Below are 26,470 nucleotides of genomic sequence, written 5' to 3'. Positions count from 1 at the left end.
TGCGCGGACCCAGTGGGAGCGGGTTCACCCGCGAAGAAACCAACGCGGTGCCTGGCACCGGCTGCGCCGGTGTTCGCGGGTGAACCCGCTCCCACAAAAAAGCCCGCCGAAGCGGGCTTTCTCTTGCAGCAATCAATCAGTCATCACGACCCATGATGCCAAACAGCTGTAGCAGGCTGACAAACAGGTTGTAGATCGACACATATAGGCTGATGGTCGCCATGATGTAGTTACGCTCGCCACCATGAATGATCGCGCTGGTCTGGAACAGGATGCAGACCGACGAGAACAGCACGAAGCCAGCGCTGATCGCCAGTTGCAGGCCGCTGATCTGGAAGAAGAAGCTGGCCACGACAGCACCCAGCAGGACAAAGAAGCCCGCAGTGATGAAGCCGCTGAGGAAGCTCATGTCCTTGCGGGTAATCAGCACATAAGCCGACAGGCCGCCGAACACCAGGGCAGTCATGGCAAATGCCGAGCTGACCACCTCGGCGCCACCGGCCATGCCCAGGTAACGGTTGAGGATGGGGCCGAGGATAAAGCCCATGAAACCGGTGAGGGCGAAGGTGGACACCAGCCCCCAGGCCGAATCACGAAGCTTGTTGGTAAGGAAGAACAACCCGTAGAAGCCGATCAGCACCACGAACACGTTCGGGTAGCCGACGCGCATCTGCTGGGCCACGAAGGCCATGACACCGCTGAAGGCGAGGGTGAGCGCCAGCAGGCTGTATGTGTTGCGCAGGACCTTGCTGATCTCCTGCTGCTCGACCTGCTGGCCGTGGTGTACGGCGTAATCCTGTTCGCGCATGGCGACACTCCTTGGTAAACCTGTGGTTTTCAAACGTTCAGATGCTAGGAGTCTATCAGAGCTCCCGCAACCCGCGACACAGAGAGTTTGACAGCTTGTTTCATTACGGTATTATGGCGGCCGCAAAACGAGCTGGAAGCGTGGCCGAGTGGTTTAAGGCAACGGTCTTGAAAACCGTCGATGGGCAACTATCCTAGAGTTCGAATCTCTACGCTTCCGCCATATTCAAAGCCCTGATTATTCAGGGCTTTTTGCGTTTTTGGGGCATAGGAAACCATCCATGGGACCATCCGTGGGTATCGTTTGTTTAGGCGCTTCCGATACTTCTTGCTTGGTCGGTTTCGCCAAGGCTCCAACTTAACTGGCTTCATCCCATTCTTACAGGCACGAAAAAGCCCGCCGAGGCGGGCTCCTCGCTTGCTACTGAGCGCTAGCCGCAGCCTCTTAAGCCAAATTGCATTACTGACAACTGCGCGGAAATCTGATCCGTAGGCTGGACCCAAACCTTGTCTCCCAACGTTTCCATACGGTAGTCAATGGAAATAACGCTGTCGTTCTTCCCGGTAATGTAAAGAACGGCGGATCCCTTCATGCCAAGCAATCCGTCAGTATCAAGGGCGACCGAGTCGATTCTGGCCACGGACCTGCAAGTGGCATTCATCTGCCCAAGATTGGTAACGATTTGTGAGCCCAGCTGGCGGACTAGGTCCTCCCCAGTCTTTTCAAAGTCTGCGTGCCTCTTCCATTCGACAGATGCATAGCCGGAACCTACGAGCAGAATGATAAAAACACCTAGCTTTTTGATACGTGACACGGGTGATCCCGATAGATGTAATGTGGCTACGAAATGCGGGGCAAATCAGACTGGATAGGCGTTCCACGCCAGCAGCACCCAGACCTGGATACAGGTTAGTCCCAGGCGCATGAGCCGATCCTTGTGCCCGGTGTTCTACTAGATCTCGAAATGCTCCACATCAGTGCCCTGCAGGCGTTTGATGCAGGCGTGGTCATCCTAGTAGAAGAGGTAGATCCCGTCACCTACAAAACCGCGGACGTTGATGTTCACAATCCGTGGCGCAGCGCGGAGGTGGGTAATATTCTGCAGAGATTGCATAAAGCTTGAGGTCTGCACTGTATCTGTGGGAGCGGCATCAGCCGCGAACACCGGCGCAGCCGGAGGCATACACCGCTTTGCATTCTTCGCGGGCATGCCCGCTCCCGCAGGTTTTATTGCAGGGTCACTGGCTTCATGTCATCCGGTAATTGACGAATAGCTGCCTCTATCCGCTCGATCGGTGCCGCAAGTTCGTCCGCCTCCTTGTCCTTGCCCTCCCTTCTCAGGCGGTCACGCTCAAGGCGCAGGTTAAGCAAATTCTTCTGTAGTTTCAGGGCCGAGGTATTGAACGGATCCATGCTTTTCTCATGCTGAAGGCTTCCGTGCCGCTGTAGGAAAACTGGACCGTAGCAGTTCGAATTTGCTGGAGAAACTGATGTTTCATACAGGCAAATCCCACTACATAGATTCTTCCTACATTGCACGGTAAAAGATCCTACAGGCAGCGTTTCAAATCATGTCTTTCAAACCCTCCTGAGCCCGCATGGTAGGTGGCGATGATAGGTGTTTGGCAATGCAAGCCCTCAAGGCGGATTGATCCAGAGGCTGCAGTGCTTTTCGAAACCTTATGTAGCAATTGCCGCCCCGCGCGCTACAGGTGGTCCGCATCCACCACCGCCTAGGTGAATGTCTGAGGCGCTTCCTGCGGCAAGTTGTTAAGCGGGTTGAAGTCATCCGCCGCTGTAGCGGCTGGCTGGGGCTGCTGTGCTGCAGCCGTGGTGATGTCCGCCGTCAGCAGGCCAGGTGGCAGCAGGGTACAGGCGAGCAGTGGCTGAAACGGTGTGGCAGGGTGGTGGTCGAGTGGCGGGTAGACATCGGGCATGTGCGCCCATCCGCTTCGCCAAGAGCAGGTGCAGATGGTGCGCCCGCTCAATGGCTGGGTCTGGTGTCGCCGCCATGGCAATGACGAGTTGGCTGGTTGCCTGCGCAGAAGCTTCAGCGGTTGACCTGAAGCGAGTCAGCAATCAGAACCTGCTCCGTGCGCAGGATGCGCGCGTAATCCAGAGCCAGGTTGCTCAACGACAGCGCATGTACATCCTCCGCCGGCCAAAGCCGGCCTTGCAGGTCGTGCTGGTCAAAGGTGAAGCAGGCATCTTCCACCACCACCACATCAAAACCGAGATTGTCCGCCGAGCGTGCGGTGGATTCCACGGAGTTGTTGGTAATTACCCCGGCGATGACCAGTGCGTTGATGCTGCGCGCATGCAGCCAGCGCTCCAGGCCGGAGTTGGCGAAGGCATCGGGCACATGTTTGTCGAACACGGTTTCGCTGGCCAGAGGGGTAAATGCGGGCTGGAATTCGCAACCGGACTGGCCCGGCCAGAACACCGAGTCTACCGAGCGGGACAGGTGGCGCACATGGATCACCGGGCGTCCTGACCGACGCCACGCAGCCAGCAGATCGCCTATACGCAGTTCGGCCTCAGGGTTGTTGCGCCGGCCCAGGCGCGGGTGGTGGATGCCAATCTGTAGGTCGATCAACAACAAGGCAGCGTTGGTCGCGAAAGCGGTCATGAAGGGATGGCACTCCTGGGCAGGTTCGAGCGCTTGACCCTAGCACAGCGTGGATGACTACAAAAATTGCTGTCACGCGTACGGGCCAGATGCGCTGCTCTTGTGGGAGATGGCCCAGCCCTTTGGGCTGCGCTGTCGCGTAGATAACTGAAATTGCAAGCAATCCGCGTACCCGGTGGGAGCGGCTTTAGCCGCGCAGAATCCAACGCGGTGCATGGCACCGGCTGCGCCGGTGTTCGCGGCTGAAGCCGCTCCCACAGGGCCCCTGCTAATTCAATGAGTTATGTGCAGTTCTATGGGAGCGGCGCCTTGTGTCGCGAAAGGGGCGCGCAGCGGCCCCATATTTGCATCCCTCAAGAGTGCCGGGGCCGCCCTGCGGCCCTTTCGCGACGCAAGGCCGCTCCCACAAAAGCACCGGTGTCTCACATCTGATCCGCTTTTTTTCCATAAACCTGAATCTGTAACGGTATCAGCCCAAGCCCGACAATATGCCCATTCCCGCATCACACTTGTAGAGGTTCCAATGGGCAAGCTCGCGCTATTCCTGGGTGGTTTTCTGCTGCTGACCATTCTGATCGGTATTCTTGGCACCATTCCGCCAAGCTGACGTTCACCACCGATATCCCTCGCGGCCTGCCTGTCCTTCGGGCGGGCCCATTCCTCTTCGTTGTTGGCCGATTCACCCTACCGATTTGTACGATAAGTCATTCTTTGCACTGGGAAAACTGTCCACAAAAAACGTGGGTAGGTCTGTGGATAAAGTGCTGCAAGCCAAGCCCGCGGCGGGCTCTGTTAAATTGAGCAGAAATTGAACAGCCGTTTCGGGGCGTTGTTTCAGTAGGCCAGGCCGGCGCGGCGCAGGGCTGCCAGCAGGTCGCGTACCCGCGCCGGCAGCTCGCCGGCGGGGTACACGGCATGCATCTGCGGGTCCTGGCCGTTGCTGGAGGTCAGGCGGTACTGCGGGCATACCCGCACCAGCCGCCCGGCCTTGACCTGTGCTTCGCCGACCCAGGCGGCCAGGCGGGCGATACCGGCGCCGGCCAAGGTGCTGTGGTACACCGCGTCACCTGAGTCCAGGCGCAGCCTGGGCCTGGGGCGCAGGCTGGTGATCTGGCCGTCGCGGCAGAAGTGCCAGGCCTTGAGGATGCGCGGGGCGGTGTGCAGGATCAGCGCGTGGCCTTCGAGGTCCTCGGGTTGTTGTGGCGTGCCGGCCAGGGCCAGGTATTCAGGGCTTGCATACAGGTGGCGCTGGTAATCCCACAGTGGGTAGCCGATCAGCTCGCTCGACTGCGGGAAGGCACCGCGCACCACGAAATCGAACTTGCCTTGCAGCGGGTCCAGGGCCTCGTCGCTGTACTGCACATCCAGGGTTACCCGGGGGTGGCAGCGGGAAAACTCGGCAAGCACCTGGGGCAGTACATGTTCACCCAGTACCTGCGGCACGGCGAAGCGAATCCAGCCTTGTGCACTGCCGCTGAGCGCGGCCAGTTCGTCGGCGGCATCACGTTGCACATCCAGCAAGCGTTCGGCGTGTGGCAGCAGGCGCTCGCCGGCTTCGGTCAGGGTCACGGCATTGGCGTTGCGGTTGAGCAGTTTGCTCCCGGCGTTGTCTTCCAGGGTTTGCACCGCGCGGGTAACCGCGCTGGGTGAGCGCCCCAGGGCGCGGGCGGCGGCGACGAAGCTGCGCTTGTGCGCCACGCTGACGAACGCCTGTATTTCCCGCAGCATGTCCAACGCCATTGCCTGCTCCTCGTTGCAGTTTTCGCAATATGGCATTTCAACACAAGCGCGGCACTTTGATTAGCCTTGCAGGCGTCTTAACTGCCTGGAACCGCGTCATGATGGATATCGCTGTGCTTTCCGTGTTCGCCTTCGCCGCTGGGCTGATCGACGCCGCCGTGGGTGGCGGTGGGCTGATCCAGATTCCGGCCTTGTTCAACGTGCTGCCCACCGCGCAACCGGCGGCACTGCTCGGTAGCAACAAGCTGGCGTCGGTGTGTGGCACGGCCTTCGCTGCGCGTTCGTTCATCCGCAGGGTGACGCTGGACTGGGGATTGATCGTGCCGGCAGCGCTCAGTGCGTTCGTAATGTCGTTCGCCGGTGCCGCCACGGTGTCGCTGGTGCCGCCCAGCGTGATGCGCCCGGCGGTGCTGGTGCTGATTGTGCTGATGGCCATCTACACCTTCTGCAAGAAGGACTTCGGCACGCTGCACAAACCCACAAGGATCGGCCGCAAGGAGCAGTGCCTGGCGGTACTGATCGGTGGTGCGATCGGCTTTTACGATGGCCTGTTCGGGCCGGGTACCGGCAGCTTCCTGATCTTCCTGTTCATCCGCTTCTTCGCCTTGGACTTCCTGCACGCCTCGGCGTCGGCCAAGGTGGTGAACATCGCCACCAACCTGGCGGCGCTGGTGTTCTTCGTACCATCAGGCAATGTGCTGTACGCCATCGCCTTGCCCATGGCGGTGTGCAACATCCTCGGCGCGCTGACCGGTACCTGGCTGGCGGTGCGCAAGGGCGCGGGCTTTGTGCGTGGGTTGTTCCTGGTGCTCTTGTGCGTGCTGATCGCCAAGTTGACGTGGGACCTGCTGGGTGGCTAGTTCACATCGCCTGGCGTTGTGGCTCGGCCTGTTCGACGCGATTGCGGCCATGGGCCTTGGCCCGGTACAGCGCCTGGTCGGCGCGTGCCAGCAGTTCATCAAGGGTGGGGGCCGGCATGTCGGTGGCACAACCGGCCAGGCCGATACTGACGGTGATCTGCAGGGACTGGCCGGCCTGCATCACATGCAGGTCCTGCACCGCACGGCGCAGGCGCTCGGCAGTGAACTTGGCCCGATCTGGCGCTAGGCCCGGTAGGATCACGACAAATTCCTCGCCGCCCAGGCGAGCGAACAGTTCACCATCGTGCAACTGGTCCTGCAGGGTGCTGGCGAACTGGCGCAGCACCTGGTCACCGACCGCATGGCCATGGACATCATTGATCGACTTGAAGTGGTCGATGTCTAGCATCATCAGGGTCAGCGGCAGCGCCTGGGCGTGTTGCTGGCGGCTTTCCAGCAGCGCGTTGGCGCGGCGGGTGAAGGCGCTGCGGGTGAGCACACCTGTGAGGTGGTCGATGCTGGCCTGATGCGCCAGGCGGGCCATCAGGCTGCGGTTGGCCTGGCTGACGCAGGCCACCACCAGCGGCCCGAGCACCAGCATGGCGATGCCCAGGCGCGCCGACATCAGTGTGGTCACTCCGGGCTCGCTTTGCGGCACGCTGAAATGCATGAGGTTTTGCGCCACCGCCACGATCAGCGTGCTGCCAGCGGTGAGTGTCAGCAGAGAAACCAGGAACGGTGAGTAAGTCCAGGCGCACCACAGCAGCGCGGCAATCGGGAAGGCAATGGCCCCGGGGCCGCCGAAGGCAATGCTGAACGCCAGCGAGGCCAGCAGCACCAGCAACGGCGCCAGGCGGATGGCCTGGGCGCCACCGCGCACCAGCGCTCGTGCCGAAGGGGCTGTCAGCAGCACTGGCAGCACCAGCACGCTGGTCGAGAACTGTTCACTGAACCAGGCCAGCCAGGTAGCGCGCAACGACTGTTCGAACCACGGCGCGGCCACTGCCGCCGCCATGCTGGCAGCCACTATTGCCCCGGCGGCACTGGCGCCGAACACGCTGAGGACGCCGTGGGGAGTACGCATCCGTCGGTGCAGGCGTGGCAAGCGCGAGAGCATCAGCCAGAGGGTGACCACCACGCCCAGGTTGCACAGGTTGAACCACAGGGCAGGCACCCAGGCGCTGCCGCACAGCAGGTCGGCGCCGACCATGGCCAGCCAGACCAGGGTAAAGCCCGTCAGCGTGGCTTGGCGGGGGTAGCGCAGTAGCACCCCAGCCAGGACCGCATTGACCGGCCAGAACAGCGACAGGGATTCGATCGGGCGGGCCAGGATGCCGCCCAGGGTCAGGGCGAAGGTCAGGCCGAGTAGAACGACGTAGTGCAACAAGCGCGATTGGGCTGGAAAAACCATGGGCTCGACCGGCAAGGCGGAAACGAAATCCAGGACAACGGCTTGAACCACCTGGGGCAATTGCGCATAAGTGTGTTTCGTCAGGGGACTTGATGTCAATCTGCCGCGATCGGTCGAGATAATGCCAAATCGCCTTCATTCGTAGCCAAACCCTACAGCCCGAAGAACCACGGCACCATCAACACGGTCACCAGCATCACCAGTATGGTGAACGGCACGCCAACTTTGACAAAGTCAGCGAAGCGGTATTGCCCCGGGCCAAGTACCAGGGTGTTCACCGGCGATGACACCGGCGTCATGAAGGCCGCCGAGGCAGCCAGTGCCACGGTCATGGCAAAAGGGTAGGGCGACATGCCCAGCTGCGTGGCGGTGCTGACGGCCACGGGGGCCATCAGTACCGCAGTGGCCGTGTTGGAGATGAACAGGCCGATCACCGCCGTGACCGCGAACAGGCAGGCAAGGATGGCACTGGGGCCGGCACCGCCCAGCACGCTGACCAGGCCGCCCACTGCCAGGTCGATGCCGCCGGTTTTCTGCAGCGCCTGGGCAAAGGGCAGCATACCGACGATCAGCACCAGGCTTTGCCAGTGGATGGCCCGGTAGGCGCTGTTCATGTCGATGCAGCGGCCTGCGCCCATCAGCAGGCAGCCGATCAGCGCGGCAATGACATTGGGGACCGCGCCGCTGACCATCAGCCCGACCATCACCGCCAGGCTCAGCAACGCCTGTGGTGCGCGGGTGCGGGCGGGCGCGACCAGGTCGATTTCCGCGGGCAGGCTCAGTACCAGGAAGTCCTTGGGCTTGCTTTGCAACTGGCGCACGGCTTTCCACGGGCCGACTACCAGCAGGGTGTCGCCCAGGCGCAGCTTTTCTTCCACCAGCTGTTCTTCGATCGCCACCTGCTCGCGGCGCAATCCGACAACGTTGAGGTCGAAGCGCGTGCGGAAGGCCAGTTCGAGGATGCTCTTGCCGAGCAGTTTCGAACCCGGTGGCAGCAATACCTCGGCCATGCCCAGCTCCTGGGACTGGTCGATGAAGTAGGCCGCCTTGAAGTGCAGCGGCTCCAGCTGCATGGTCTGGCACAGGCTGCGCAGGTCGTCGCGGTTGGCGAACAGGTCGAGCAGCAGCACATCGCCCTGGTGCAGCACGGTGCTGGAGTCGGCGGCGATCACCCGCGTGGTGAACTTGTGCTGGCGCTCGATGCCGATCACGTTGGCGCCATGCCGGGTGCGCAGCTCCAGCTCGCCCAGGGTATGACCGATCAGCGGTGAATGGGGGCGGATGCGCAGGCGCCGTTCACGGCCATTGAGTTTGTAGTCCAGCACCAGGTCCAGCAGGGTGCGGCGGCTTTCCACGCGGCCGTCCTTGCGCACTTCGCCATTCAGCCAGTGCCGGGTCAGCAGCATGTAGCCGATGCCCAGCACCAGCACCACCAGGCCGAACGGGGTGAAGCTGAAGAAGCTGAAGCCTGCTTCGCCATGGCGTACCAGCTCGCTGTGTACAACCACGTTGGGGGGGGTGGCCACCAGGCTGAGCATGCCGCTGATCAGGCCGGCGAAAGCCAGCGGCATCATCAGGCGGGCGGGCGAAAGCTGCAGGCGTGCAGCGATGCTCAGCACCACCGGAATGAAAATGGCCACCACGCCGGTGGAGCTCATCATCGAACCCAGCCCCGCCACGGCTACCATAAGCAACACCAGCAGGCGCGCCTCGCTGTTGCCGGCCCGCTCGCTCATCCATTCGCCGATACGGTAGGCAATGCCGGTGCGCACCAGGCCTTCACCGATCACGAACAAGGCGGCGATCAACACCACGTTGGGGTCACTGAAACCGGCCAGCGCCTGCTCCACGGTGAGGATGCCCGACAGCGGCAGGGCGAGGATCACCAGTAGCGCGACCACGTCCATGCGTGGGCGGTTGATGACGAACAGGGTGATGACGATGGCCAGCAGGCCAAGGACCCATAGCAGCTCTTGGTTCATGGGGAGGGGGTGTTCCTTCACACGGGGGCACGATAGACAGTAGCAGCCAGTGTGCCGGATTGTGCTGAAGGGGGTGTTGATGTACTGCAGGGTTTGCAAAACAAAAGGGGCCGCTGTGCGGCCCCTTTGTCACTGGAATCAGTGACGGTGACGGTGGTGCTTGCCGTTGTTGTCGCCCAGGTGGTTGCCGATGGCACCACCGGCCGCACCACCCAGGCCGGCACCCACGGTGGAGCCGGTCTTGCCGCCCACCGCGCCGCCCAGCAGCGAACCGCCCGCCGAGCCCAGGCCACCGCCAATGGCGGCTTCGGTACGGTTGCCCTTGCGTGCACCTACCGCACTGCCGGCTGCGCCGCCGAGGCCGGCGCCGATGGCCGCCCCCGTTTTGCCGCCGATCTGTTGACCGACAACGTTACCCAGAACACCACCCAGGCCACCGCCAATGGCGGCGGTACCGTCACCGGCGAAAGCGCCCTGGCACAGCAGCAGGCCGAGGGCAAGGGAAGGCAGAGTCAGACGCATGATACGAACCTCAAAGGAATCATCAGGTTAAGGTGCCGCGCAATGGGCGGCGGGCCAGGGTTGAAAAAGACGTTTCAGCGGTAGTAGCGGTCACCACGATATCGACGATAGTCGTCATCATCGTCGTCGCGGTCATGCCGATGGTGGTGGCGATGGTCACGGTCACGGTCACGCCAGCCATCGTCGTCGTCATGGTAGCGATGGCTATGGCACCCGGCAGTCAGCAGGACAACAGCAATCAGCGAAAGGCTTGCAAGACGGGTCATCACGATATAGGTCCTTGATCCGCAATGGTTTACGGCACACCTCCTGAGACTGGAAAGGATCCATTTGGTTTCGCTGGCAGGCAAAAAATTGTCGTGCCAGCGAGAGCGGCGGGAGTGAAGAGTGTTGAATCAGCGGGCTGACTGGATCGCCAGCACCACACCGTTGGTGATCTGCACCAGCACGTAGCGCCCACCCATGTCTACCCAGTGGCTTTCCTTTTCCGGTGCTGGCAGGCCCTTGGCTTTCCAGTCCTTGATAGCCTGGTCATCGCGTTTGTACTGGTCGGGTGCCTTGTCGCCGACCTTGAGCTCGCGGTTGTGGGTTTCTGGTGCGGTGACGCTTTCTTCGCTGGAGGGGGCTGCGGTGGCAGCCAGGGGCAGGCTGGCAAGGACGGCGAACAGCAGGTGGTGCAGTTTCATGGTTATCTCCTTGTGACGGAATGCCTTATCTGCGACAGCCACCTGAGCGCGACAATTCACTCGCGATGCTTGCCAGTGCTAGAGTCGCCTTCTTTTTTATCCTGAGGATGGAACATGCGTGCGATTCTGCCGATGGCCGCGGCGTTGATGCTGGTCGGTTGTGCTTCTGCGACCATGGAAACGGCCCGAGGCGGCAAGCCGACCGCGCAGCTCGACTCGCACAAGGCGCCGGAACTGGTGGCCCAGTGCATCCAGTTCAGCTGGCAGGAAGAGAAGGTATTCGGCGACGACGCCAGTGGTTATCTCGAACCACGCAAGCAAGGTGGCTTCACCGTGTATACCCGTGAGGCCGAGGCGTTCGTGGACGTGTACCCGCAGGTGGGTGGGGCGCGGGTGGATTACTACGCGCAGAAGAACGACGGTGTGGCCCTGCAGCGCCGGGCGGCGGCGGCGACCTGCCTGTAACGGCTGGTTGACTTGGCAGGGGCTCTGTGTGGTCGGGTGGGAGCGGGCGCGCCCGCGAACACCGGCGTAGCCGGTGCCAGCCACCGCGTTGTTTCTTCGCGGGCACGCCCGCTCCCACAGTGACCGCACCAGCTTTACAATTTTCAGCAAGGCTGTCCTGTCGCAGGGAGATTGGTGGAGGCTAGCATGAGCCCCCACGAATCAAGGAAGACACCATGGACCGCTCACTGCAACTCAACCGCGCCAGCTGGGATGAACGTGCCCCGCTGCACGCTGCTTCCAACGACTACGAAGTCGAACGGCTCGTCCAGCATCCCGAACACCTTTCCGAAACCGTACGCTTCGACCTGCCATTGCTTGGCAATATCGACGGGCTCAACGCCGTCCACCTGCAGTGCCACATCGGTACCGATACCCTCTCGCTGGCGCGCCTTGGTGCCAAGGTCTGTGGCCTGGACTATTCCGCGGCTTCGCTGGCCGAGGCGCGTGCGTTGGCCCAGCGCTGTGCGGCACCCATCGCGTATGTCGAGTCCGACGTCTACGCCGCCGACAAGGTGTTGCCGGCCGGCACGTTCGACCTGGTCTACACCGGCATCGGCGCGCTCTGCTGGCTGCCTCGCATCGAGCCGTGGGCGCGTACTGTCGCGGCCCTGCTGAAGCCGGGTGGGCGGTTGTTCCTGCGCGACGGGCACCCGATGCTGATGGCAGTCAACGAAGACCACCAGGACCGCCTGCAACTCGAATACCCGTATTTCGAACACGAAGAGCCGACGGTGTGGCACAACGACCAGACCTACGTCGAAACCGATCAGCGTCTTTCCCACATCGAAACCCACGAGTGGAACCACGGCTTGGGCGAGGTGATCAGCGCCTTGCTGGCCCACGGCCTGCAACTGACCGCCCTGGTCGAGCACCAGAGCATCCCCTGGGAGGCGCTGCCGGGGCAGATGGTCAAGGGCGACGACGGTGAATATCGCCTGCGCGAGCAGCCCGCACGCCTGCCCCTGAGCTACACCCTGGTTGCAGTAAAAGCCTGATCAGGACAGGTAGCCACCGTCGACATTGAGTGCGGTACCGGTGGTGTAGCTGGAAGCATCGCTGGCCAGGTACAACACGGCGCCGGCCATTTCCTTGGGGTCGGCCACGCGCTTGAGCGGGATCTGCTGCAGCGCGGCGTTGAGGATGGCGTCGTTCTTCACCAGTGCCGAGGCGAACTTGGTGTCGGTCAGGCCTGGCAGCAGGGCGTTGCAGCGGATCCCGAACTGCGCGCACTCCTTGGCGAACACCTTGGTCATGTTGATGACTGCCGCCTTGGTCACCGAGTAGATGCCCTGGAACAGGCCGGGTGAAACCCCGTTGATCGACGCCACGTTGATGATGCTGCCGCCACCTTGCTCGCGCATCAGCTTGCCGGCCTCGACCGACATGAAGAAGTAGCCCCGGATGTTCACGTCCACGGTCTTCTGGAAAGCCCCTGGGTCGGTATCCAGCACGTTGCAGAACTGCGGGTTGGTCGCCGCATTGTTGACCAGGATGTCCAGCCGCCCGAATTGTTCGCGGATGCCGGCAAACACCTGCTGGATCTGCTCCAGTTCACCGATGTGGCAGGCCACCGCCGTTGCCTTGCCACCGGCGGCGATGATGGCATCAGCCACCTGCTGGCAACCGTCGAGCTTGCGGCTGGACACAATCACATGGGCACCTTGCTGGGCCAACAGGTGGGCGATGGCCTCGCCGATGCCACGGCTGGCGCCGGAAACGAAGGCAATCTTGCCGTCGAGGTCGAACAGGTGGGTCTTGGACATGCTGTTTTCCTTGTTATCCGTCGTCTAGGTCGGGGCTCAGAGGCTGGACTTGGCGATGACCTGCAAGGTCATCTGCTCCAGCAAGCGGTTCATGTGGATGAACTGGGCGAAGCGCTTGTCCTGGGTCTGGCCGTGGTAATAGCGGTAGTAAATCTGCTGGACGATGCCGGCCAGGCGGAACAGGCCGTAGCAATAGTAGTAATCGAAGTTGTCCAGGCGGATGCCGGCGCGCTCGGCGTAGTAATCGACGAACTGGCGGCGGGTGAGCATGCCCGGCGCGTTGCTCGGCTGGCGACGCATCAGCTGCACCGGCGCCGGGTCGTCGGCCTCGATCCAGTAGGCCAGGCTGTTGCCCAGGTCCATCAGCGGGTCGCCCAAGGTGGCCATTTCCCAGTCCAGCACGCCGATGATGCGCATGGGGTTGTCGGCATCGAGGATCACGTTGTCGAAACGGTAGTCGTTGTGCACGATGCCGGGCCTCGGGTGGTCGGCGGGCATTTTCTCGTGCAGCCAGGCAGTCACCTGTTCCCAGCGCGGGGCGTCGGGGGTCAGGGCCTTTTCATAGCGGCTGGTCCAGCCCTCGATCTGGCGCTGCACATAGCCTTCCGGTTTGCCCAGGTCGGCCAGGCCGCAGGCGTTGTAGTCCACCTGGTGCAGTTCCACCAGGCGGTCGATGAAGCTCTTGCACAGGGCCTCGGTGCGGTTGGCGTCGAGGCCCAGCTCGGCCGGGATGTCCGAGCGCAGGATAACGCCCTTGACCCGCTCCATCACATAGAACTCTCCGCCGATCAGGCTGCTATCGGTGCAGTGCACATAGGCCTTGGGGCAGTAGGGGAAGCCGCTGTTCAGCTGGTTGAGGATGCGAAACTCGCGGCCCATGTCGTGGGCCGACTTAGCCTTCTGCCCGAACGGTGGACGGCGCAGCACGAAGTCGCGGCCCGGGTAGCTGACCAGGTAGGTAAGGTTGGAGGCGCCGCCAGGGAACTGGCTGATGCTCGGCAGGCCATCCAGGCCGCGGATGTTGGCTTTGAGGTAAGGGTCGATGACAGCCGCGTCGAGTTCTTCGCCGGGGCGTACCTGGGTGGACTGGTCGGTGAGTGTCATGCGTTTTCCTTATTCTCGATCGCAAGGACTATTGGCTAATCTAATGGTCCGCCGGGGATGGGACAAGCGTGCCAGATGCCATATAGGTGGGGGTGTTGCTGTCTGATCAACTGCCTTGATGAAGCGACAGGGCCCGAACAGGCGGGCAAAAAAAAACCGAAGCCGGTCAGGCTTCGGTTTTTCGATCATCCGCTATTTCCAGCCCTCAGGACGGGAACAGCTCGCTGAGCTTCATCGACAGCATCATGTCGCCTTCAACGCGCAGCTTGCCGCCCATGAATGCCTGCATGCCGTCGGTTTCGCCGCTGACGATACCCTTCAGGGTTTCGCTGTCCATCACCAGGGTGCAGTTGGCATCCGGGTTTTCGCCTTCCTGCAGGTCGCAGGTGCCGTCCTTGACGATCAGTGCGTAGTGCTTGTCTTCGTCGGTGATGTTGAAGCCGAACACCAGGTCCAGGCCGGCGGCAGCGGATGGGTTGAACTTCTCTTGCATCTTTTTGACGGCATCAGCTACGGAGGTCATGGCGCATTCCTTATAGAGTGATTTACACGTCCCCGCAGGGACACAACAAGCCGGGCTCATCGATAGGTGACAAGCTCCGGCTCCCTCAACAGCTGCACATGGGCCTGGCTGTTGAAGGAAGACAGTGCCACGTCGCGGCCGCGGAACTTCAGTTGGCTGAGCGACGTGTTGATGATCTGCCAGTTCAGGGCGAACGCCTGGCCGGGGGTAATACAGGTAACCAGGTGGAGCAGGGCGGCAATGGTACCGCCCGAGGTGAATATGGCGATATTGTCACCGCTGCCGGCGGCATCCAGTACGCGCTGCAGGCCGCCTTGCACGCGGGCGGTGAACGCCTGCCAGGTCTCCAGGCCATCGTCGGCATGTTCGCCATCGTGCCAACGCTGCACCATCAGTGCGAACAGGCGCTGGAACTCGCTGCGGTGCTGCGCGCCATTGCGCAGGACGTGCAGGGCGTCGGGCTCCTGAGGCAGCAGCCCGGGCAACAAGGCGCGGATCACACCATCGGCATCGAACTCATTGAATGCTGCATCGGTCTCAACAGCCGGCACCGGGCAGCCATTGGCGTGCAATGCATCCAGGGCCAGGCGCGCGGTATCCTGCTGGCGGCGCAGGTCGCCTGCCACGCAGCGGTCCAGCCTTACACCGAGCTGTGCCAGGTGCTCACCCAGGGCCTGGCTCTGGCGCACACCCACGGGCGAGAGGACATCGTAGTCATCGGCGCCGAAGGAGGCTTGGCCATGTCGGATCAGGTAGAGGTTGCCCACGAAAGGTTCCGGCCTGTTGGAGGTTGCTGCGAGGTTAGGATGCGGCACACGGGCTGTCAACGAAAAAACATACAAGCGTTTGAAAAGGTTGTTTGAAAGATGTTGCCAGCGTTTACCGCGGCTGGCAGCACCTCAGGCGCAACGGTATGCTTGCTACAGTTACGCGCCGTAGTGGCGCAAGTCTTTAAGGAGTCAACGTGGAGTTTCTTGCTGAATACGCAAGCTTTCTCGCCAAAACCGCCACCCTGGTCATCGCCATCCTGATAGTGCTGTCGGCCATCGCCGGGCTGCGCGGCAAGGGGCGGCGCAAGTCGGGTGGGCAATTGCAGGTCACCCGCCTGAACGAGTTCTACAAGGACCTGCGCGAGCGCCTGGAATCCGGCCTGCTCGACAAGGCCCAGCTCAAGGCCCTGCGCAAGCAGCAGGCCAAGGCGGAAAAGCGGCAGAAGAAGGGCAAGGCCGAGGAAAAGGGCCGGGTCTTCGTGCTGGATTTCGATGGCGACATCAAAGCTTCTGCCACCGAAAGCCTGCGCAACGAAATCACCGCGCTGCTCACCCTCGCCACCCCGCGCGACGAGGTGGTGCTACGCCTTGAAAGCGGTGGTGGCCTGGTGCACAGCTACGGCCTGGCCGCATCGCAGCTGGCGCGCATTCGCCAAGCCGGCATCCCGTTGACCGTGTGCATCGACAAGGTAGCCGCCAGTGGCGGGTACATGATGGCCTGTATCGGCGAGAAGATCGTCAGCGCACCGTTCGCCGTATTGGGTTCCATTGGCGTGGTGGCGCAGCTGCCCAACGTCAACCGCCTGCTGAAGAAGCACGACATCGATTTCGAAGTGCTGACCGCCGGTGAATACAAGCGCACCCTAACTGTGTTCGGCGAGAACACCGAGAAGGGCCGGGAGAAGTTCCAGGAAGACCTGGACATCACCCATCAGCTGTTCAAGGACTTCGTTGCCCGCTATCGCCCGCAGCTGCACATCGACGAAGTGGCCACCGGCGAAGTCTGGCTGGGCGTCGCTGCACTCAACCGCAAGCTGGTGGACGAGCTGCAGACCAGCGACGAGTACCTCAGCGAACGCGCGCGCAACGCCAACCTGTTCCACCTGCACTACGCCGAACGCAAGAGCCTGCAGGAGCGAATCGGCATGGCTGCCAGTGGCACCGTGGAGAACACAGTGGTGGGCTTGTGGAGTAAACTCGGCCGCCTGCGCTAACACCTTGAACCCGTTGAAATTTTTTTTCGTTCAGGGGGTTGCAAGGTTAAAGGAATGAAGACATAATGGCGCCCATCGAAACGCAGCAAACTTTGAAAAAGGTTCAGCGTTTCAAGGAGATAGCGAAGCGCAAGCTGCTAGATCCGACCTTTGAGGCCGAGTAGCAAAGTGGTTATGCTCCGGATTGCAAATCCGTCTACGCCGGTTCGATTCCGACCTCGGCCTCCACCATTCGAAAGCCCCGCAGCCATTGAGGTTGCGGGGCTTTTTTCATGCCTGCGGATTTTGCTGACTCTCGTCATTTGGGACAATCCGGGGACATCCGAAGAAAATTGCATGTCCCAAGTGTCCCTGGCGGCCTCCACAATTCAAAACCCCGCAGATGACAGTCTGCGGGGTTTTTCGTTATGGGCCTTCAGTTCTGCTGGAGCCTCCTCCATTAGCGTCGAGAAAGGGGAACGATGCGGGCCGCTATCGCCCCATGGCGGCCGTATCAGCGCTCGACCCTTCATCAGCCTAAATCCCCCTCAACAATGATCAACTCACGACGATAGGCGCGTAATGCCATCGCCTTTGCTTCCGAATAGGCGGGATCGGCATAGCACGCTTTGGCCTGGGCATAACTGTCGAACTCGACCGCTAGCGCCCGCGTGCTGGTATGCGACTCGACCAGCGCTGTCGAATCGAGAACCTTGAGCCTGGCGCCATACTGCTCGGCGATTGGCGCCCACAACCGGACATATTCCTGCTGCGCCTGCGTGTCGGTAACAGCAGTCCCCAGAATGATCCAGTAACCTTTCATCAATTACTCCTGTTTGCATGTTCTGTACGAGAAGCCTGCCTCAGGGAGCCAGCCAGGAGGATTGCCACAATCCTTCATGGCGCAGGAAGCGAGCTCGTTGCTGAACGGGTCGTGTGAGATCCAACCACTCCAGCGTTCGCGGCTCGATGCATAGGATTGCGAAGTGCTCGAAACCGCCCTGGATGCGTTCGTAGGCTACTTCAGGGCTTTCAATCACCTGCCCCGGCACAGCGCCATGACGGAACAATGCCTGTGTCTTGTCACGCGCCGCCGACCAGCAGCGTCGTCGATACTCGATATCCTCGACCAGGGTGGCAAGCCCCTCCATGCGCACCTGGGTCAGGCCGCAAGGGCTCAGTGCCGTTAGTGCAACGCGTGGATCAACGGCAATCTGCGTGCATTTTGCCGAGCGCCTGTCCGCGTAAAAGTACAGCGCGCCTGCACGGGCATCGGCATCTCGCAGCACAACTGTTCTGGAGGCGGGCCATCCTTGCTCGTCCAAGGTGGACAGTTGCATGAGCCGATAAGGGTTGCGCACGGGGCCGACCGGGATCGCCAGTTGCGCCCATATGGTCTGAAACAGATCGTCCAGCATGAAATAACCATGTTCCATGAAACGAGGGCCGCAGCAATGCTGCGGCCACGGACGATCAAATGCTGCGTGTTACGCCGCCATCGACCCTGATGTTCTGCCCGGTGATGTAGGCCGCGCCTTCGCTAGCAAGGAACGCAATGGTCGCAGCGATTTCTTCGCTGGTGCCGTAGCGCTTGAGCGGCACGCTGTCGCGGCGTTGCTCGGTGCTCGGCAAGCTGTCGATCCAGCCAGGGAGGACGTTGTTGATTCGCACGTTATCGCCGGCGAAATTGTCGGCGAAGATCTTAGTGAACGCGGCAAGGCCCGAGCGGAATACCGCAGAAGTCGGGAACAGTTCGCTGGGTTCGAACGCCCAGGCAGTGGAGATGTTGATGATCACTCCGCTCTTCTGACGCTGCATGTAAGGCGTCACCAGCCGAGTCGGGCGAATGACATTGAGCAGGTAAGTATCCATGCCCTTGTGCCAATCCTCGTCGCTGATTTCCAGGATTGGCGCGCGTGGACCATGGCCGGCGCTATTGACCAGCACATCGATACGGCCCCACTTCTCCACGACAGCGTCGACCAGGCGTTGCAGGTCTTCAACCGACTGGTTGCTACCGGTTACACCAATACCGCCGAGTTCGGCAGCCAACGCCTCGCCCTTGCCCGAAGAGGAGAGAATCCCAACCTTGAAGCCTTCGGCGGCCAGGCGTCGTGCTGCCGCAGCGCCCATGCCGCTGCCACCTGCCGTGATAATCGCAACTTTTTCTACTGACATGCTGCCTCCAATCTCTCAATGCTGATTTTTCAGGTGCATTCACCTTAGCAGCAGCCCCATTGGTGAGGGAGACAGCTAAACTTCACTATTACGATAGATTAACTATCGGCAGCTTGTTGCTTGAGCCAGCGTTGGACCACGCTCAACGAGTCCGGCTGTTTCATCTTGCGTGGCCAGACCAGATAAAACGACTTGTCGATCCTGAGTTGCTGGCTAAAAACCTGCATCAGCCGGCCTGCGGCAATGTCATCACCGACGAACGCAGGGCTGGCCAGGGCAATGCCCTGGCCGCTGATTGCCGCTTCAATGGCTAATGAGGTCTGATTGAAACGCAGGTTTCTGGCTGTGGGCTGCATGTGTTGTGGGAACAGCTCTGCAAGGAACTGAGGCCAGAAATTATGGGCGTCGTGCAACATGACGAAATCCTGCAATTGCGCAAAGCTTGCAGGTATTTCGCTGCCTTCGAACAGCTTTGGGCTGGCCACCGCAACGATTAGCTGCTCCATCAGCAGTTCGCTATTCAAGCCCGCTCCGAACTCGGGCTTGCCATAACGGACAGCGATATCCACACCATCGGTGCTGAAGTGCGACAGCCGATCGGTTGCCAGCACACGCAAATCGATGTCTGGATGACTCTGCGCAAAATTGCCGAGCCTGGGAATCAGCCATTTTGAGGCGAAGGTAGGTGTAACGCTGACTGTCAGGTGAGAAGTCTGTGGCCGAAGCAGGCGTGTTGCCTCGTCGATCATGGCCAGTGCACTTCGAATGCTCCCGCTATAGCCCAGGCCTGCATCAGTCAACGCCAAACCGCGGGGTAGGCGTTCAAACAAACGCAGATCCAGGCTTGCTTCCAGCCCGCGTATCTGCTGGGCAACTGCCGCCTGGGTCACACCCAGTTCCTCGGCAGCCAAACGGAAGTTCAAGCGGCGAGCCACCACTTCAAAAACACGCAACGCGTTCAGCGAGGGCAAATCAGGGAAACCGTCTGGCATGGCAATGAAAATTCTATCGAGTTGTGCAGTTTTTCTGTTTCTCTGATGCCTTCACAAGGTTGATAACCTGATCGGGCTCGAAAGATTCACTGTGTCGAGGCTACTCCCCGAAAATAGCTAAAGAAACCCGTGCCACTCGAAAGCATCGCTTGGCTAGCTTGCTGAAACGTTTCTTCGTGTCTATAAAGGGGAACAACTCCAAGAAAGGCAACCTGTTATGCCCCTCCTCAAATTCTTCGTTGCACTTGGCGCCCTGACTGCGGCTTCCAACACCATGGCCTGGGATTACGTTCTGCTCGACACCGACAAAGCCGCCCAGAACTGGCAGATCACCAGCCAGCAACTTGGTGTAAAAACCGACAAGCCCTTCAGCGTTACCTTGCGCACCTTGCACGGCGGTCGGCAAGAGGGTGTCAGCATCGTCGACATCGATAACGGTACGATGAAACTTTCGGTCGTGCCGACCCGTGGAATGAACGTCTTGCAGGCGTCGGTCGGCAATGTGCGCATGGGCTGGGATTCGCCGGTCAAGGAAGTGGTCAACCCGTCCGTCATCGACCTCAACGGGCGCAATGGCCTGGGCTGGCTGGAAGGTTTCAATGAGCTGGTCACCCGCTGCGGTTACGAATGGGTCGGCCACCCTGGCATCGACAACGGCGAACTGCTGACCCTGCACGGTCGGGCTGCCAACATTCCTGCGAACCAAGTCACCCTGCACATTGATGAGAAGCCCCCTTACGCCATTACCTTGCGTGGTGTACTGAAAGAGCAGGCATTCAAGAAAGTCGACTTCTCCGTCGTGACCGAACTGGTCACCGAACCCGGCAGCGTGAAGTTCGCCCTCAACGACACCTTGACCAACAACGGTGACTATCCGAAGGAATACCAGGCGCTTTATCACAGTAACTTCAGCACCCCGTTTCTGGAGCAGGGCGCTCGTTTTGCCGCGCCAGTGAAACAGGTGTCGCCATTCAACGACAAGGCAAGGGCAGATCTGCCCGACTGGCAAACCTACCGAGCGCCGACCAAGGACTATGACGAAACGGTTTACAACGTGGTGCCGTATGCCGATGACCAGGGCAATACGTTGACTGTGTTGCATGACAAGGCTGGCAAGCTGGGCGTTTCGGTCGGCTTCAATACTCGGACATTGCCTGTATTTTCCCTGTGGAAAAATACCGATACACAAGGCCAGGGTTATGTGACCGGGCTCGAGCCGGGGACGAGTTTTTCCTACAACCGCCGTTACCAGCGGCCACTGAACCTAGTGCCGACAATCGGGCCGAAGGAACACAGGCAGTTCCACATCAGCTACAGCTTGTTGGCGGACAAGGTGGCAGTGGACAAGGCCTTGAAGCAGGTTGGCGAGATACAAGGTGGGCGCGAAACCGAGGTGCGGCAGACGCCATTGGTTGATCTGACCAAGGGGTAACGCCGACCAGGGCATGCCGGCCCTGTCGACTAGTCAGATCTATGTTGTTGGTTTCATACCTTTGCTGAAAGGCTGCTTTCGACCCACGGCGGACACTGATCCAAAGCTCTGTAGTCAGTACCGGCCTCATCGCCGGCAAGCCGGCTCCCACAGGAATATCACCAGCCTTCAGGCATGCGCTGTACCTGTGGGAGCCGCGCTTGCCGGCGATGGGCCGCGAAGCGGCCCTGCTTACAGATTTCCGCTCTGGGTCGATAGCTGTCTGTCGCCTACGGCCCTGGGATCCATCGCCCGCCGCTCCGCCCATTCAAACGCTAGCCTTCAGGCGGGGATATCCCACAAACGAATTCATCCGATCCCAGGCGGTGCGAGCCGAACTCCACAACATAGCCAGCCCCGCGGCGCACCGCCTCGGCCCTGGCGGCCTTCTGGTCGGCAAACACATCGACGAAATGCCAGGGATGCCGGTCTCTCAGTACGCCCCATCCAAGTACCCAGCCGTCATTGCCCGGGTCGGGTGGCAGGTTTTTCGCCAAGCTGCGGATGCCCATACGTTCACTCCGATGTGCTAGCCAGTCTTCTGCTTGCGAACCGACTACAAACCACGACTTGGATAAAATCGTGTATCAAGCATAGCGCTTACCTGAAACCAGGACCTAAGGCGCGCCCATTTCAGAGTAGTGTGCGCTGCACCAACAGCCAGCGCACATGGGTCATCACCCCTCGAACTGAATCACCATCCGCCCTTTGATCTTGCCCTCCAGCATCTCATCGAAGATCTGGTTGATATCCTCGATCGGTCGCAGGGTGACCTTCGGCACTACTTTCCCTTCCGCCGCAAACTGGAAAGCTTCCTGCAGGTCCTGGCGGGTACCGACCAGCGAGCCGATCACTTCGATGCCGTCCAGCACCAGACGAGGGATATTCAGGTTCATGGCTTCCGACGGCAGCCCGACCGCAACCAGGCGACCACCCGCACGCAGGGCGTCAACGGCCGAGTTGAAGGCGGCCTTGGCAACGGCGGTAACCACGGCGGCATGGGCACCACCGGTCTTGGCCTGTATGACCTTGGCGGCATCCTCGGTGCGTGAGTTGATGACCAGGTCAGCGCCCATCTCGCTGGCGAAGCGCAGTTGCTCTTCATTGATGTCGATGGCGATCACTTTGGCGTTGAAGACGTTCTTGGCATATTGCAGGGCAAGGTTGCCCAGGCCGCCGAGGCCGTAGATGGCGATCCATTGGCCGGGGCGGATGTTGGAGATCTTCACCGCCTTGTAGGTGGTCACGCCGGCGCAGGTAATACTGCTGGCGGCAGCGGAGTCGAGCCCGTCGGGCACTTTGACCGAGTAGTCGGCCTTGACGATGCAGGCTTCGGCCATGCCGCCGTCCACGGTGTAGCCGGAGTTCTTCACTTCGCGGCACAGGGTTTCGTTGCCGCTGTTGCAATACTCGCAATGTCCGCAGCCCTGGTAGAACCAGGCCACGCTGGCGCGGTCGCCCGGTTTGAGCGAGGTGACGCCTGGCCCTACTGCCTGGACCACGCCGATGCCTTCGTGACCTAGCACCACACCGGTCTTGTCACCGAAGTCGCCATTTTTCACATGCAGGTCGGTGTGGCACACACCGCAGCATTGCATCTTCAGCAACGCTTCACCGTGCTCGAGGGGGCGCAGGGTTTTCTCCACCACTTCCACGCGACGGCCTGGTGCAACAACAGCAGCTTTCATACGAGCCTCCGTATCCTGTTCCGAATGGGCTTGCTTATCGCCGGCTAAGCATAGCCCTGGGCCGATACGGTAAAACTGCCTCAGGTCATGGTCAGAGCCACTGTGCATGCCACAAAAAGAAAAGCCCGCGGCAACGATGCGGCGGGCTGTAAGAACATAGGGAGCAGGTTCAGTGTGCCCAGCGGGATGTCAGCATTTTGTGAAGCTCAGGTGATGGACTTGTCATGCATGGCTCAGCTCAAGCTGGCTGATGACGCACACCGAAGCATCCTCGGCTGGCGTGGTATCGGTGTAGTCCACCTGGTTGTACACCCCGCCATGGAAGTTCAGTGTTCGCGTGGCCCAGGTATCGTTGAACTGGAGCCCCGAGGTCGTGCTGGTGCGGCCATCACAGCTGGCGCTGACCGTGCAGGCACCCGCCCGCGTTACCTCGATGGTGACGGCGAAGCGAGCCCCCAGAGGGACGTCAGTCAGTACCGTACTGTTGGCTGGACTGATCTGGTTGAACTCGCTACGGAATCCGACGGTTATTCTGGCCTTGTTCCAGAACACCTTGATTGGTGGGCTGTCGTCGTCTTTGACATGCAGCTGAGCGATCACCACTTTCTGCGCCAGGTTGACCTTCTCCAGGACCATGGTCTGGTGGTTGCGATGCTGGGCGGCGCTGTTCAGTGCCCAATAGACGGGCTCCTTCCATTCACAGCGGGTGCGGTGGGTGCTTTTGCTGGAGGCGCCCTTGGTCGGGGCGGTCAGGCGCACCGAGCCATCATCCAGGCGGGCAACCACGTCGGGTAGCGTGGCCAGCGCCTGGGCGCCGGTCAGTTCAAGAGCGACCGGGTCGGTTTCGGATTTAGGTACAGGCGTGGTAATGATCAAGGTGTCGATGTTTACAGTCATGAAGGCTCTCCTTGAAAAAACAAAGGTCCTGCATCACTTGCGAGGGTGGCCAGCATGGGCCGGGTTCCATGTGATTTCACTGCACGGGACGGAGGGGGAGTGGCAGCAATAAAAAAGCCCGCCGGGTATGGCGGGCAAGCAACGTTTGAAGGGAGAGCCTGCAGCTTGGGTCCGGCCGGTTAACCCAGCATTAAGCGGTAATGCATTGACCTGTGCAGCCGATCCGCCTATACAGGCCTGCCACCAGCCCAGGAGTCAGCATGCGCGACGAAGATGACCTGCACGAACCCGAACATGATCACCTGCTTGATCACGAATTCCTCTACGACGACACTGAAGAAGAAGCCGATGCCCGAGGCGTCGAGGATGACATCGAGGAAGACGAAGAAACGCTGGATGACCTTGATGAAGAAGAGCGTGATCACCCAGCCTGGTTCGACGACTGCGAAGACGACTGACTCAGCGCCCGTCCACCGAAAAACGCCCGGGGCCGCTAACCGCCAGTAACAACATGCCGCCCATGATGCTGAGGTTTTTCAGGAACTGGGTCATGTTGGCGCTGCGCTCAGGGTCGACCATGTTCCAGAACGGGTGGCCCAGCAGCGCCGTGCCCAGTACGAACAACGCAAACAGGAAGGCCAGCGGCCGGGTGTAGAATCCGAGGATCAGCAGTATGCCGACGGCGAATTCCATGAGCACGGCTACTGCCGCTGCCAGCATGGGGGCAGGAGCGCCCAGTGAAGTCATGTAGCCGACCGTGCCTTCGAACCCGGTCAGCTTGCCCCAGCCAGACAAGACGAACAGGATCATCAGCAGCACACGGGCAATCAGGATAATGATGTCGCGTTGACCATCGAACAGGGAGTAGCGCATGGCGGCGTTCCAGTGGACGGGTTCAAGCTCCACTCTAGCAGCTGCGCAACACCTTGCAGGCGGGCAGCAAAAAGGCGCCGCGAGGGCGCCTTTTGCGAAGAAATTTGGTGCGAGTGGCGGGACTCGAACCCGCAAGGCTCACGCCGACAGATTTTAAGTCTGCTGTGTATACCAATTCCACCACACTCGCACGCTTGAAGGGGCCGTAACGACCAGCTCGCTTCTAAGCAGAAGGGCCTCGCAATCAAGCGCGCTTTATAACCCATTGTTATAGTTGAGTCAACCACAGCGCCTATGATCAACAGAATGAAGGGTCGATCGAATGGGCAATTGACACCTTGCTGTCATTACGCCACTGTTGCCCTTTTATTGGATCCAAAGAGTGTGCGGTGATGACTCTGTCCGATACTTCCGAGCGTATCGTGCACCCACGGCTGTTGTGGCGACTTTTGTTCGTGCTGGTCGTCGTGCTGGCGGCATTTCTCTACCTGAGCCTGATCAGCCTGGGCGGTTATCTGCTGATGCTGGGGTTCGATGCCGAACACTCTCAACCGCAGCGGCTGATGGCCCTGGCCGGTGGCGGGCTTATCCTGCTGGTCGGCTTGTGGCTGCTGAAAGTGGCGATGCCTCGGCGCATCAGCCCTGTGCTGGTTGAGCCTGGGCGTTGAACCTCGCAATGTTTTCCCTCCTGCTGTGCCGGTGGAGTTCGCATGGTTTCAGCTGACCGTCTCGATCACCCTGTCATGCCTGCCCACCGCTATGAACAGCTGGTTCAGTCGGTGGTGGATTACGCCATTTACATGCTCGATCCTTCCGGCCATGTGGTGTCGTGGAACGCAGGCGCGCAACGTATCAAGGGGTACCGAGCCGATGAAGTGATCGGCCAGCATTTCTCGTTGTTCTTCACCCCGCAGGATTGCACCGAGGGCCGCCCGGAGCGCTTGCTGCGCCAGGCGCTGGAGCAGGGCGTGGCGCAGGATGAGGGCTGGCGCGTACGCAAGGATGGCACGCAGTTCTGGGCGCTGGCCGCCCTGGATGTGATTCGCGATGACCAGGGCCAGATTGTCGGCCTGGCCAAGGTGACCCGGGACATCACCGACCGCCGCGAGTCGGCGCTGCAACTGGACGCGGTGCGCGCCCAGCTGTTCCAGGCACAGAAGCTGGAGGCCCTGGGCCAGTTGACCGGTGGCCTGGCGCATGATTTCAACAACATGTTGACCATCATCATCAGCTCGGCGCGCCTGGCGCTGGCCACCCAGGACCCGGCACGCGCCCAGCGCATGCTGCAGCATATTCTCGATGCCGGGCAGCGGGGCACCGAACTGACCCAGCAGCTGCTCAGCTTTGCCCGCCATCGCAAGCTTGATGTGGCTTGCGTCGCCCCGGCGCACCTTGTAACTGCCACCCGTGGTCTTCTGGAGCATGCGCTGCCTGGTTCGATCGACCTGAAGGTGCTGTTGCAACCGGACCTGCCCCTGATCGAGGTGGATGCCGGGCAATTGCAGATGGTCCTGCTCAACCTGTTGTTCAATGCCCGCGATGCCATCACGGGGCAGGGCCAGATCGGCTTGACCGTCGATGTGGTCGAACTGACCGGCGAGGTGGAGGGCCTGCACGGCGGGTTTGTGCGTTTCGAGGTCGAAGACAGCGGCGAGGGCATCGCGCCAGCGGTACTGCCGCGGATCTTCGAACCATTTTTCACTACCAAGCCCTTTGGCAAGGGGACTGGCCTGGGCCTCAGCCAGGTGTATGGTTTTGCCAGGCAGAGCGGTGGTGCCATTTGCGTCGACAGTGAGCCCGGCCGGGGAACTTGCATGCAGCTTTACTTGCCAATCTATCAGGGCCAGACGGACAGCCAACTCGACAGGTAGAA

General features: G+C 60.8%; 32 protein-coding genes and 3 tRNA genes. 11 read left to right on the top strand and 24 right to left on the bottom strand.

Annotation, left to right across the window (positions count from 1 at the left end):
• Positions 1-136: 136 nt before the first annotated feature.
• Positions 137-808, bottom strand: a complete 672-nt coding sequence (locus RR51_RS20175) for a Bax inhibitor-1/YccA family protein (RefSeq protein ID WP_003251184.1) — start codon at positions 806-808, stop codon at positions 137-139.
• A gap of 134 nt (positions 809-942) precedes the next feature.
• Here RR51_RS20175 and RR51_RS20170 point away from each other — a divergent pair.
• A tRNA-Ser gene (locus RR51_RS20170) sits at positions 943-1,030 on the top strand.
• A 208-nt stretch (positions 1,031-1,238) separates the two neighbouring features.
• Here the strand turns inward: RR51_RS20170 and RR51_RS20165 are convergent.
• Positions 1,239-1,622: a hypothetical protein gene (locus RR51_RS20165; protein WP_039614501.1), complete on the bottom strand. Its 384-nt coding sequence runs from the start codon at positions 1,620-1,622 to the stop codon at positions 1,239-1,241.
• A gap of 150 nt (positions 1,623-1,772) precedes the next feature.
• Between RR51_RS20165 and RR51_RS31075 the strand changes: the two genes are divergently transcribed.
• Complete coding sequence (locus tag RR51_RS31075) at positions 1,773-1,931, top strand: hypothetical protein (RefSeq protein ID WP_161795754.1); 159 nt, start codon at positions 1,773-1,775, stop codon at positions 1,929-1,931.
• A 104-nt stretch (positions 1,932-2,035) separates the two neighbouring features.
• Here RR51_RS31075 and RR51_RS20155 read toward each other — a convergent pair whose 3' ends face one another.
• From RR51_RS20155 to RR51_RS20140, 4 genes are all read right to left on the bottom strand, one after another.
• The gene (locus RR51_RS20155; protein ID WP_015270917.1) at positions 2,036-2,221 is read right to left on the bottom strand and encodes a hypothetical protein; all 186 of its coding nucleotides are present in this window, start codon (positions 2,219-2,221) and stop codon (positions 2,036-2,038) included.
• A gap of 320 nt (positions 2,222-2,541) precedes the next feature.
• Entirely contained in the window at positions 2,542-2,745 is a 204-nt protein-coding gene (locus RR51_RS20150) for a hypothetical protein (protein ID WP_177328678.1), read from the bottom strand.
• Positions 2,746-2,858: 113 nt separating this feature from the next.
• The gene (locus RR51_RS20145; protein ID WP_039614499.1) at positions 2,859-3,437 is read right to left on the bottom strand and encodes a cysteine hydrolase family protein; all 579 of its coding nucleotides are present in this window, start codon (positions 3,435-3,437) and stop codon (positions 2,859-2,861) included.
• A gap of 834 nt (positions 3,438-4,271) precedes the next feature.
• Positions 4,272-5,177 (bottom strand): LysR family transcriptional regulator, encoded by a 906-nt coding sequence (locus tag RR51_RS20140; RefSeq protein WP_039614498.1) that lies wholly within the window; start codon positions 5,175-5,177, stop codon positions 4,272-4,274.
• A 98-nt stretch (positions 5,178-5,275) separates the two neighbouring features.
• On the opposite strand from RR51_RS20140, the gene RR51_RS20135 reads away from it, so the two are divergent.
• Positions 5,276-6,037: a sulfite exporter TauE/SafE family protein gene (locus RR51_RS20135; RefSeq protein WP_023662099.1), complete on the top strand. Its 762-nt coding sequence runs from the start codon at positions 5,276-5,278 to the stop codon at positions 6,035-6,037.
• A 1-nt stretch (position 6,038) separates the two neighbouring features.
• On the opposite strand, the gene RR51_RS20130 is transcribed toward RR51_RS20135, so the two are convergent.
• From RR51_RS20130 to RR51_RS20110, 5 genes are all read right to left on the bottom strand, one after another.
• Positions 6,039-7,463: a GGDEF domain-containing protein gene (locus tag RR51_RS20130; protein ID WP_039614497.1), complete on the bottom strand. Its 1,425-nt coding sequence runs from the start codon at positions 7,461-7,463 to the stop codon at positions 6,039-6,041.
• A gap of 137 nt (positions 7,464-7,600) precedes the next feature.
• Positions 7,601-9,430, bottom strand: coding sequence for an SLC13 family permease (locus tag RR51_RS20125; protein WP_039614496.1), 1,830 nt, complete (start codon positions 9,428-9,430; stop codon positions 7,601-7,603).
• A gap of 138 nt (positions 9,431-9,568) precedes the next feature.
• Positions 9,569-9,952 (bottom strand): glycine zipper domain-containing protein, encoded by a 384-nt coding sequence (locus RR51_RS20120; protein ID WP_013973215.1) that lies wholly within the window; start codon positions 9,950-9,952, stop codon positions 9,569-9,571.
• Between the two features lie 74 nt (positions 9,953-10,026).
• Positions 10,027-10,218, bottom strand: a complete 192-nt coding sequence (locus RR51_RS29535) for a hypothetical protein (RefSeq protein WP_003257401.1) — start codon at positions 10,216-10,218, stop codon at positions 10,027-10,029.
• 129 nt (positions 10,219-10,347) lie between these two features.
• A complete protein-coding gene (locus tag RR51_RS20110; RefSeq protein ID WP_003257402.1) occupies positions 10,348-10,638 on the bottom strand; it encodes an RcnB family protein in 291 nt (96 codons plus the stop codon).
• A 114-nt stretch (positions 10,639-10,752) separates the two neighbouring features.
• Here RR51_RS20110 and RR51_RS20105 point away from each other — a divergent pair, with 114 nt between their 5' ends.
• Positions 10,753-11,103, top strand: coding sequence for a hypothetical protein (locus RR51_RS20105; RefSeq protein WP_015270907.1), 351 nt, complete (start codon positions 10,753-10,755; stop codon positions 11,101-11,103).
• 215 nt (positions 11,104-11,318) lie between these two features.
• Positions 11,319-12,140, top strand: coding sequence for a class I SAM-dependent methyltransferase (locus RR51_RS20100; protein ID WP_039614495.1), 822 nt, complete (start codon positions 11,319-11,321; stop codon positions 12,138-12,140).
• Here the strand turns inward: RR51_RS20100 and RR51_RS20095 are convergent, their stop codons facing one another.
• The 4 genes from RR51_RS20095 to RR51_RS20080 all read right to left on the bottom strand — a co-directional run bounded on the left by RR51_RS20095 (position 12,141) and on the right by RR51_RS20080 (position 15,302).
• Positions 12,141-12,908, bottom strand: a complete 768-nt coding sequence (locus tag RR51_RS20095) for an SDR family oxidoreductase (RefSeq protein WP_039614494.1) — start codon at positions 12,906-12,908, stop codon at positions 12,141-12,143.
• A 36-nt stretch (positions 12,909-12,944) separates the two neighbouring features.
• The gene (locus RR51_RS20090) at positions 12,945-14,012 is read right to left on the bottom strand and encodes a phosphotransferase family protein (protein WP_023662816.1); all 1,068 of its coding nucleotides are present in this window, start codon (positions 14,010-14,012) and stop codon (positions 12,945-12,947) included.
• Between the two features lie 205 nt (positions 14,013-14,217).
• The gene (locus RR51_RS20085; RefSeq protein WP_003257405.1) at positions 14,218-14,535 is read right to left on the bottom strand and encodes an SCP2 sterol-binding domain-containing protein; all 318 of its coding nucleotides are present in this window, start codon (positions 14,533-14,535) and stop codon (positions 14,218-14,220) included.
• Positions 14,536-14,591: 56 nt separating this feature from the next.
• Positions 14,592-15,302: a histidine phosphatase family protein gene (locus RR51_RS20080; RefSeq protein ID WP_039614493.1), complete on the bottom strand. Its 711-nt coding sequence runs from the start codon at positions 15,300-15,302 to the stop codon at positions 14,592-14,594.
• 197 nt (positions 15,303-15,499) lie between these two features.
• Between RR51_RS20080 and sohB the strand changes: the two genes are divergently transcribed.
• Both sohB and RR51_RS20070 read left to right on the top strand, forming a co-directional pair.
• The gene (sohB, locus tag RR51_RS20075) at positions 15,500-16,519 is read left to right on the top strand and encodes a protease SohB (RefSeq protein WP_023662815.1); all 1,020 of its coding nucleotides are present in this window, start codon (positions 15,500-15,502) and stop codon (positions 16,517-16,519) included.
• Positions 16,520-16,673: 154 nt separating this feature from the next.
• Positions 16,674-16,747, top strand: a tRNA-Cys gene (locus tag RR51_RS20070).
• A gap of 283 nt (positions 16,748-17,030) precedes the next feature.
• Here RR51_RS20070 and RR51_RS20065 read toward each other — a convergent pair.
• The 4 genes from RR51_RS20065 to RR51_RS20050 all read right to left on the bottom strand — a co-directional run bounded on the left by RR51_RS20065 (position 17,031) and on the right by RR51_RS20050 (position 19,668).
• On the bottom strand, positions 17,031-17,321 hold the full coding sequence (locus RR51_RS20065) for a DUF1330 domain-containing protein (protein ID WP_003257408.1): 291 nt from the start codon (positions 17,319-17,321) through the stop codon (positions 17,031-17,033).
• A 40-nt stretch (positions 17,322-17,361) separates the two neighbouring features.
• Positions 17,362-17,916: a pyridoxamine 5'-phosphate oxidase family protein gene (locus RR51_RS20060; protein WP_039614492.1), complete on the bottom strand. Its 555-nt coding sequence runs from the start codon at positions 17,914-17,916 to the stop codon at positions 17,362-17,364.
• A gap of 55 nt (positions 17,917-17,971) precedes the next feature.
• Positions 17,972-18,676 carry an SDR family oxidoreductase gene (locus RR51_RS20055; protein ID WP_039614491.1) on the bottom strand — a complete coding sequence of 235 codons (705 nt, stop codon included), beginning with the start codon at positions 18,674-18,676 and terminating at the stop codon, positions 17,972-17,974.
• Positions 18,677-18,774: 98 nt separating this feature from the next.
• Positions 18,775-19,668 carry a LysR substrate-binding domain-containing protein gene (locus RR51_RS20050; protein WP_003257411.1) on the bottom strand — a complete coding sequence of 298 codons (894 nt, stop codon included), beginning with the start codon at positions 19,666-19,668 and terminating at the stop codon, positions 18,775-18,777.
• 217 nt (positions 19,669-19,885) lie between these two features.
• Here RR51_RS20050 and RR51_RS20045 point away from each other — a divergent pair, with 217 nt between their 5' ends.
• Complete coding sequence (locus RR51_RS20045) at positions 19,886-21,100, top strand: aldose 1-epimerase family protein (RefSeq protein WP_039614490.1); 1,215 nt, start codon at positions 19,886-19,888, stop codon at positions 21,098-21,100.
• Between the two features lie 314 nt (positions 21,101-21,414).
• Here the strand turns inward: RR51_RS20045 and RR51_RS20040 are convergent, their stop codons facing one another.
• The 3 genes from RR51_RS20040 to RR51_RS20030 form a co-directional block, all read right to left on the bottom strand.
• Positions 21,415-21,651: a hypothetical protein gene (locus RR51_RS20040; protein WP_039614489.1), complete on the bottom strand. Its 237-nt coding sequence runs from the start codon at positions 21,649-21,651 to the stop codon at positions 21,415-21,417.
• A gap of 165 nt (positions 21,652-21,816) precedes the next feature.
• On the bottom strand, positions 21,817-22,827 hold the full coding sequence (gene adhP, locus RR51_RS20035; protein ID WP_039614488.1) for an alcohol dehydrogenase AdhP: 1,011 nt from the start codon (positions 22,825-22,827) through the stop codon (positions 21,817-21,819).
• A gap of 222 nt (positions 22,828-23,049) precedes the next feature.
• Positions 23,050-23,724 (bottom strand): polysaccharide lyase family 7 protein, encoded by a 675-nt coding sequence (locus tag RR51_RS20030; RefSeq protein ID WP_039614487.1) that lies wholly within the window; start codon positions 23,722-23,724, stop codon positions 23,050-23,052.
• Positions 23,725-23,984: 260 nt separating this feature from the next.
• Here RR51_RS20030 and RR51_RS20025 point away from each other — a divergent pair, with 260 nt between their 5' ends.
• Complete coding sequence (locus RR51_RS20025) at positions 23,985-24,182, top strand: hypothetical protein (protein ID WP_003257414.1); 198 nt, start codon at positions 23,985-23,987, stop codon at positions 24,180-24,182.
• Position 24,183: 1 nt separating this feature from the next.
• On the opposite strand, the gene RR51_RS20020 is transcribed toward RR51_RS20025, so the two are convergent.
• Positions 24,184-24,597, bottom strand: a complete 414-nt coding sequence (locus tag RR51_RS20020) for a DoxX family protein (RefSeq protein WP_015270882.1) — start codon at positions 24,595-24,597, stop codon at positions 24,184-24,186.
• 105 nt (positions 24,598-24,702) lie between these two features.
• Positions 24,703-24,787 (bottom strand) — tRNA-Leu (locus tag RR51_RS20015).
• Positions 24,788-24,989: 202 nt separating this feature from the next.
• Here RR51_RS20015 and RR51_RS20010 point away from each other — a divergent pair.
• Together RR51_RS20010 and RR51_RS20005 are read left to right on the top strand one after the other, a co-directional pair.
• On the top strand, positions 24,990-25,265 hold the full coding sequence (locus tag RR51_RS20010) for a hypothetical protein (protein WP_024087373.1): 276 nt from the start codon (positions 24,990-24,992) through the stop codon (positions 25,263-25,265).
• 42 nt (positions 25,266-25,307) lie between these two features.
• Positions 25,308-26,468 (top strand): two-component system sensor histidine kinase NtrB, encoded by a 1,161-nt coding sequence (locus RR51_RS20005; protein ID WP_039614486.1) that lies wholly within the window; start codon positions 25,308-25,310, stop codon positions 26,466-26,468.
• Positions 26,469-26,470 lie beyond the last annotated feature (2 nt).

The sequence above is a fragment of the Pseudomonas sp. C5pp genome (genome assembly GCF_000814065.1).
Taxonomy (GTDB): domain Bacteria; phylum Pseudomonadota; class Gammaproteobacteria; order Pseudomonadales; family Pseudomonadaceae; genus Aquipseudomonas; species Aquipseudomonas asiatica.
Note: the sequence above shows the minus strand (reverse complement) of the source record. Positions and strands in the feature narration are given on the sequence as shown.

Bases quoted from the DNA above. Each gene is read 5' to 3' on its own strand.
- RR51_RS20110 (WP_003257402.1), bottom strand. From the start codon at position 10,638: ATGAAACTGCACCACCTGCTGTTCGCCGTCCTTGCCAGCCTGCCCCTG.
- RR51_RS20010 (WP_024087373.1), top strand. From the start codon at position 24,990: ATGACTCTGTCCGATACTTCCGAGCGTATCGTGCACCCACGGCTGTTG.
- RR51_RS20040 (WP_039614489.1), bottom strand. From the start codon at position 21,651: ATGGGCATCCGCAGCTTGGCGAAAAACCTGCCACCCGACCCGGGCAAT.
- RR51_RS20105 (WP_015270907.1), top strand. From the start codon at position 10,753: ATGCGTGCGATTCTGCCGATGGCCGCGGCGTTGATGCTGGTCGGTTGT.
- RR51_RS20135 (WP_023662099.1), top strand. From the start codon at position 5,276: ATGATGGATATCGCTGTGCTTTCCGTGTTCGCCTTCGCCGCTGGGCTG.
- RR51_RS20125 (WP_039614496.1), bottom strand. From the start codon at position 9,430: ATGAACCAAGAGCTGCTATGGGTCCTTGGCCTGCTGGCCATCGTCATC.
- RR51_RS20090 (WP_023662816.1), bottom strand. From the start codon at position 14,012: ATGACACTCACCGACCAGTCCACCCAGGTACGCCCCGGCGAAGAACTC.
- RR51_RS20140 (WP_039614498.1), bottom strand. From the start codon at position 5,177: ATGGCGTTGGACATGCTGCGGGAAATACAGGCGTTCGTCAGCGTGGCG.
- RR51_RS20060 (WP_039614492.1), bottom strand. From the start codon at position 17,916: ATGCTGGACGATCTGTTTCAGACCATATGGGCGCAACTGGCGATCCCG.
- RR51_RS29535 (WP_003257401.1), bottom strand. From the start codon at position 10,218: ATGACCCGTCTTGCAAGCCTTTCGCTGATTGCTGTTGTCCTGCTGACT.
- adhP (WP_039614488.1), bottom strand. From the start codon at position 22,827: ATGAAAGCTGCTGTTGTTGCACCAGGCCGTCGCGTGGAAGTGGTGGAG.
- RR51_RS20155 (WP_015270917.1), bottom strand. From the start codon at position 2,221: ATGGATCCGTTCAATACCTCGGCCCTGAAACTACAGAAGAATTTGCTT.
- RR51_RS20020 (WP_015270882.1), bottom strand. From the start codon at position 24,597: ATGCGCTACTCCCTGTTCGATGGTCAACGCGACATCATTATCCTGATT.
- RR51_RS20145 (WP_039614499.1), bottom strand. From the start codon at position 3,437: ATGACCGCTTTCGCGACCAACGCTGCCTTGTTGTTGATCGACCTACAG.
- RR51_RS31075 (WP_161795754.1), top strand. From the start codon at position 1,773: ATGCTCCACATCAGTGCCCTGCAGGCGTTTGATGCAGGCGTGGTCATC.
- RR51_RS20065 (WP_003257408.1), bottom strand. From the start codon at position 17,321: ATGAAAGGTTACTGGATCATTCTGGGGACTGCTGTTACCGACACGCAG.
- RR51_RS20030 (WP_039614487.1), bottom strand. From the start codon at position 23,724: ATGACTGTAAACATCGACACCTTGATCATTACCACGCCTGTACCTAAA.
- RR51_RS20175 (WP_003251184.1), bottom strand. From the start codon at position 808: ATGCGCGAACAGGATTACGCCGTACACCACGGCCAGCAGGTCGAGCAG.
- RR51_RS20095 (WP_039614494.1), bottom strand. From the start codon at position 12,908: ATGTCCAAGACCCACCTGTTCGACCTCGACGGCAAGATTGCCTTCGTT.
- RR51_RS20025 (WP_003257414.1), top strand. From the start codon at position 23,985: ATGCGCGACGAAGATGACCTGCACGAACCCGAACATGATCACCTGCTT.
- RR51_RS20085 (WP_003257405.1), bottom strand. From the start codon at position 14,535: ATGACCTCCGTAGCTGATGCCGTCAAAAAGATGCAAGAGAAGTTCAAC.
- RR51_RS20150 (WP_177328678.1), bottom strand. From the start codon at position 2,745: ATGCCCGATGTCTACCCGCCACTCGACCACCACCCTGCCACACCGTTT.
- RR51_RS20100 (WP_039614495.1), top strand. From the start codon at position 11,319: ATGGACCGCTCACTGCAACTCAACCGCGCCAGCTGGGATGAACGTGCC.
- RR51_RS20050 (WP_003257411.1), bottom strand. From the start codon at position 19,668: ATGCCAGACGGTTTCCCTGATTTGCCCTCGCTGAACGCGTTGCGTGTT.
- RR51_RS20005 (WP_039614486.1), top strand. From the start codon at position 25,308: ATGGTTTCAGCTGACCGTCTCGATCACCCTGTCATGCCTGCCCACCGC.
- RR51_RS20045 (WP_039614490.1), top strand. From the start codon at position 19,886: ATGCCCCTCCTCAAATTCTTCGTTGCACTTGGCGCCCTGACTGCGGCT.
- RR51_RS20055 (WP_039614491.1), bottom strand. From the start codon at position 18,676: ATGTCAGTAGAAAAAGTTGCGATTATCACGGCAGGTGGCAGCGGCATG.
- RR51_RS20120 (WP_013973215.1), bottom strand. From the start codon at position 9,952: ATGCGTCTGACTCTGCCTTCCCTTGCCCTCGGCCTGCTGCTGTGCCAG.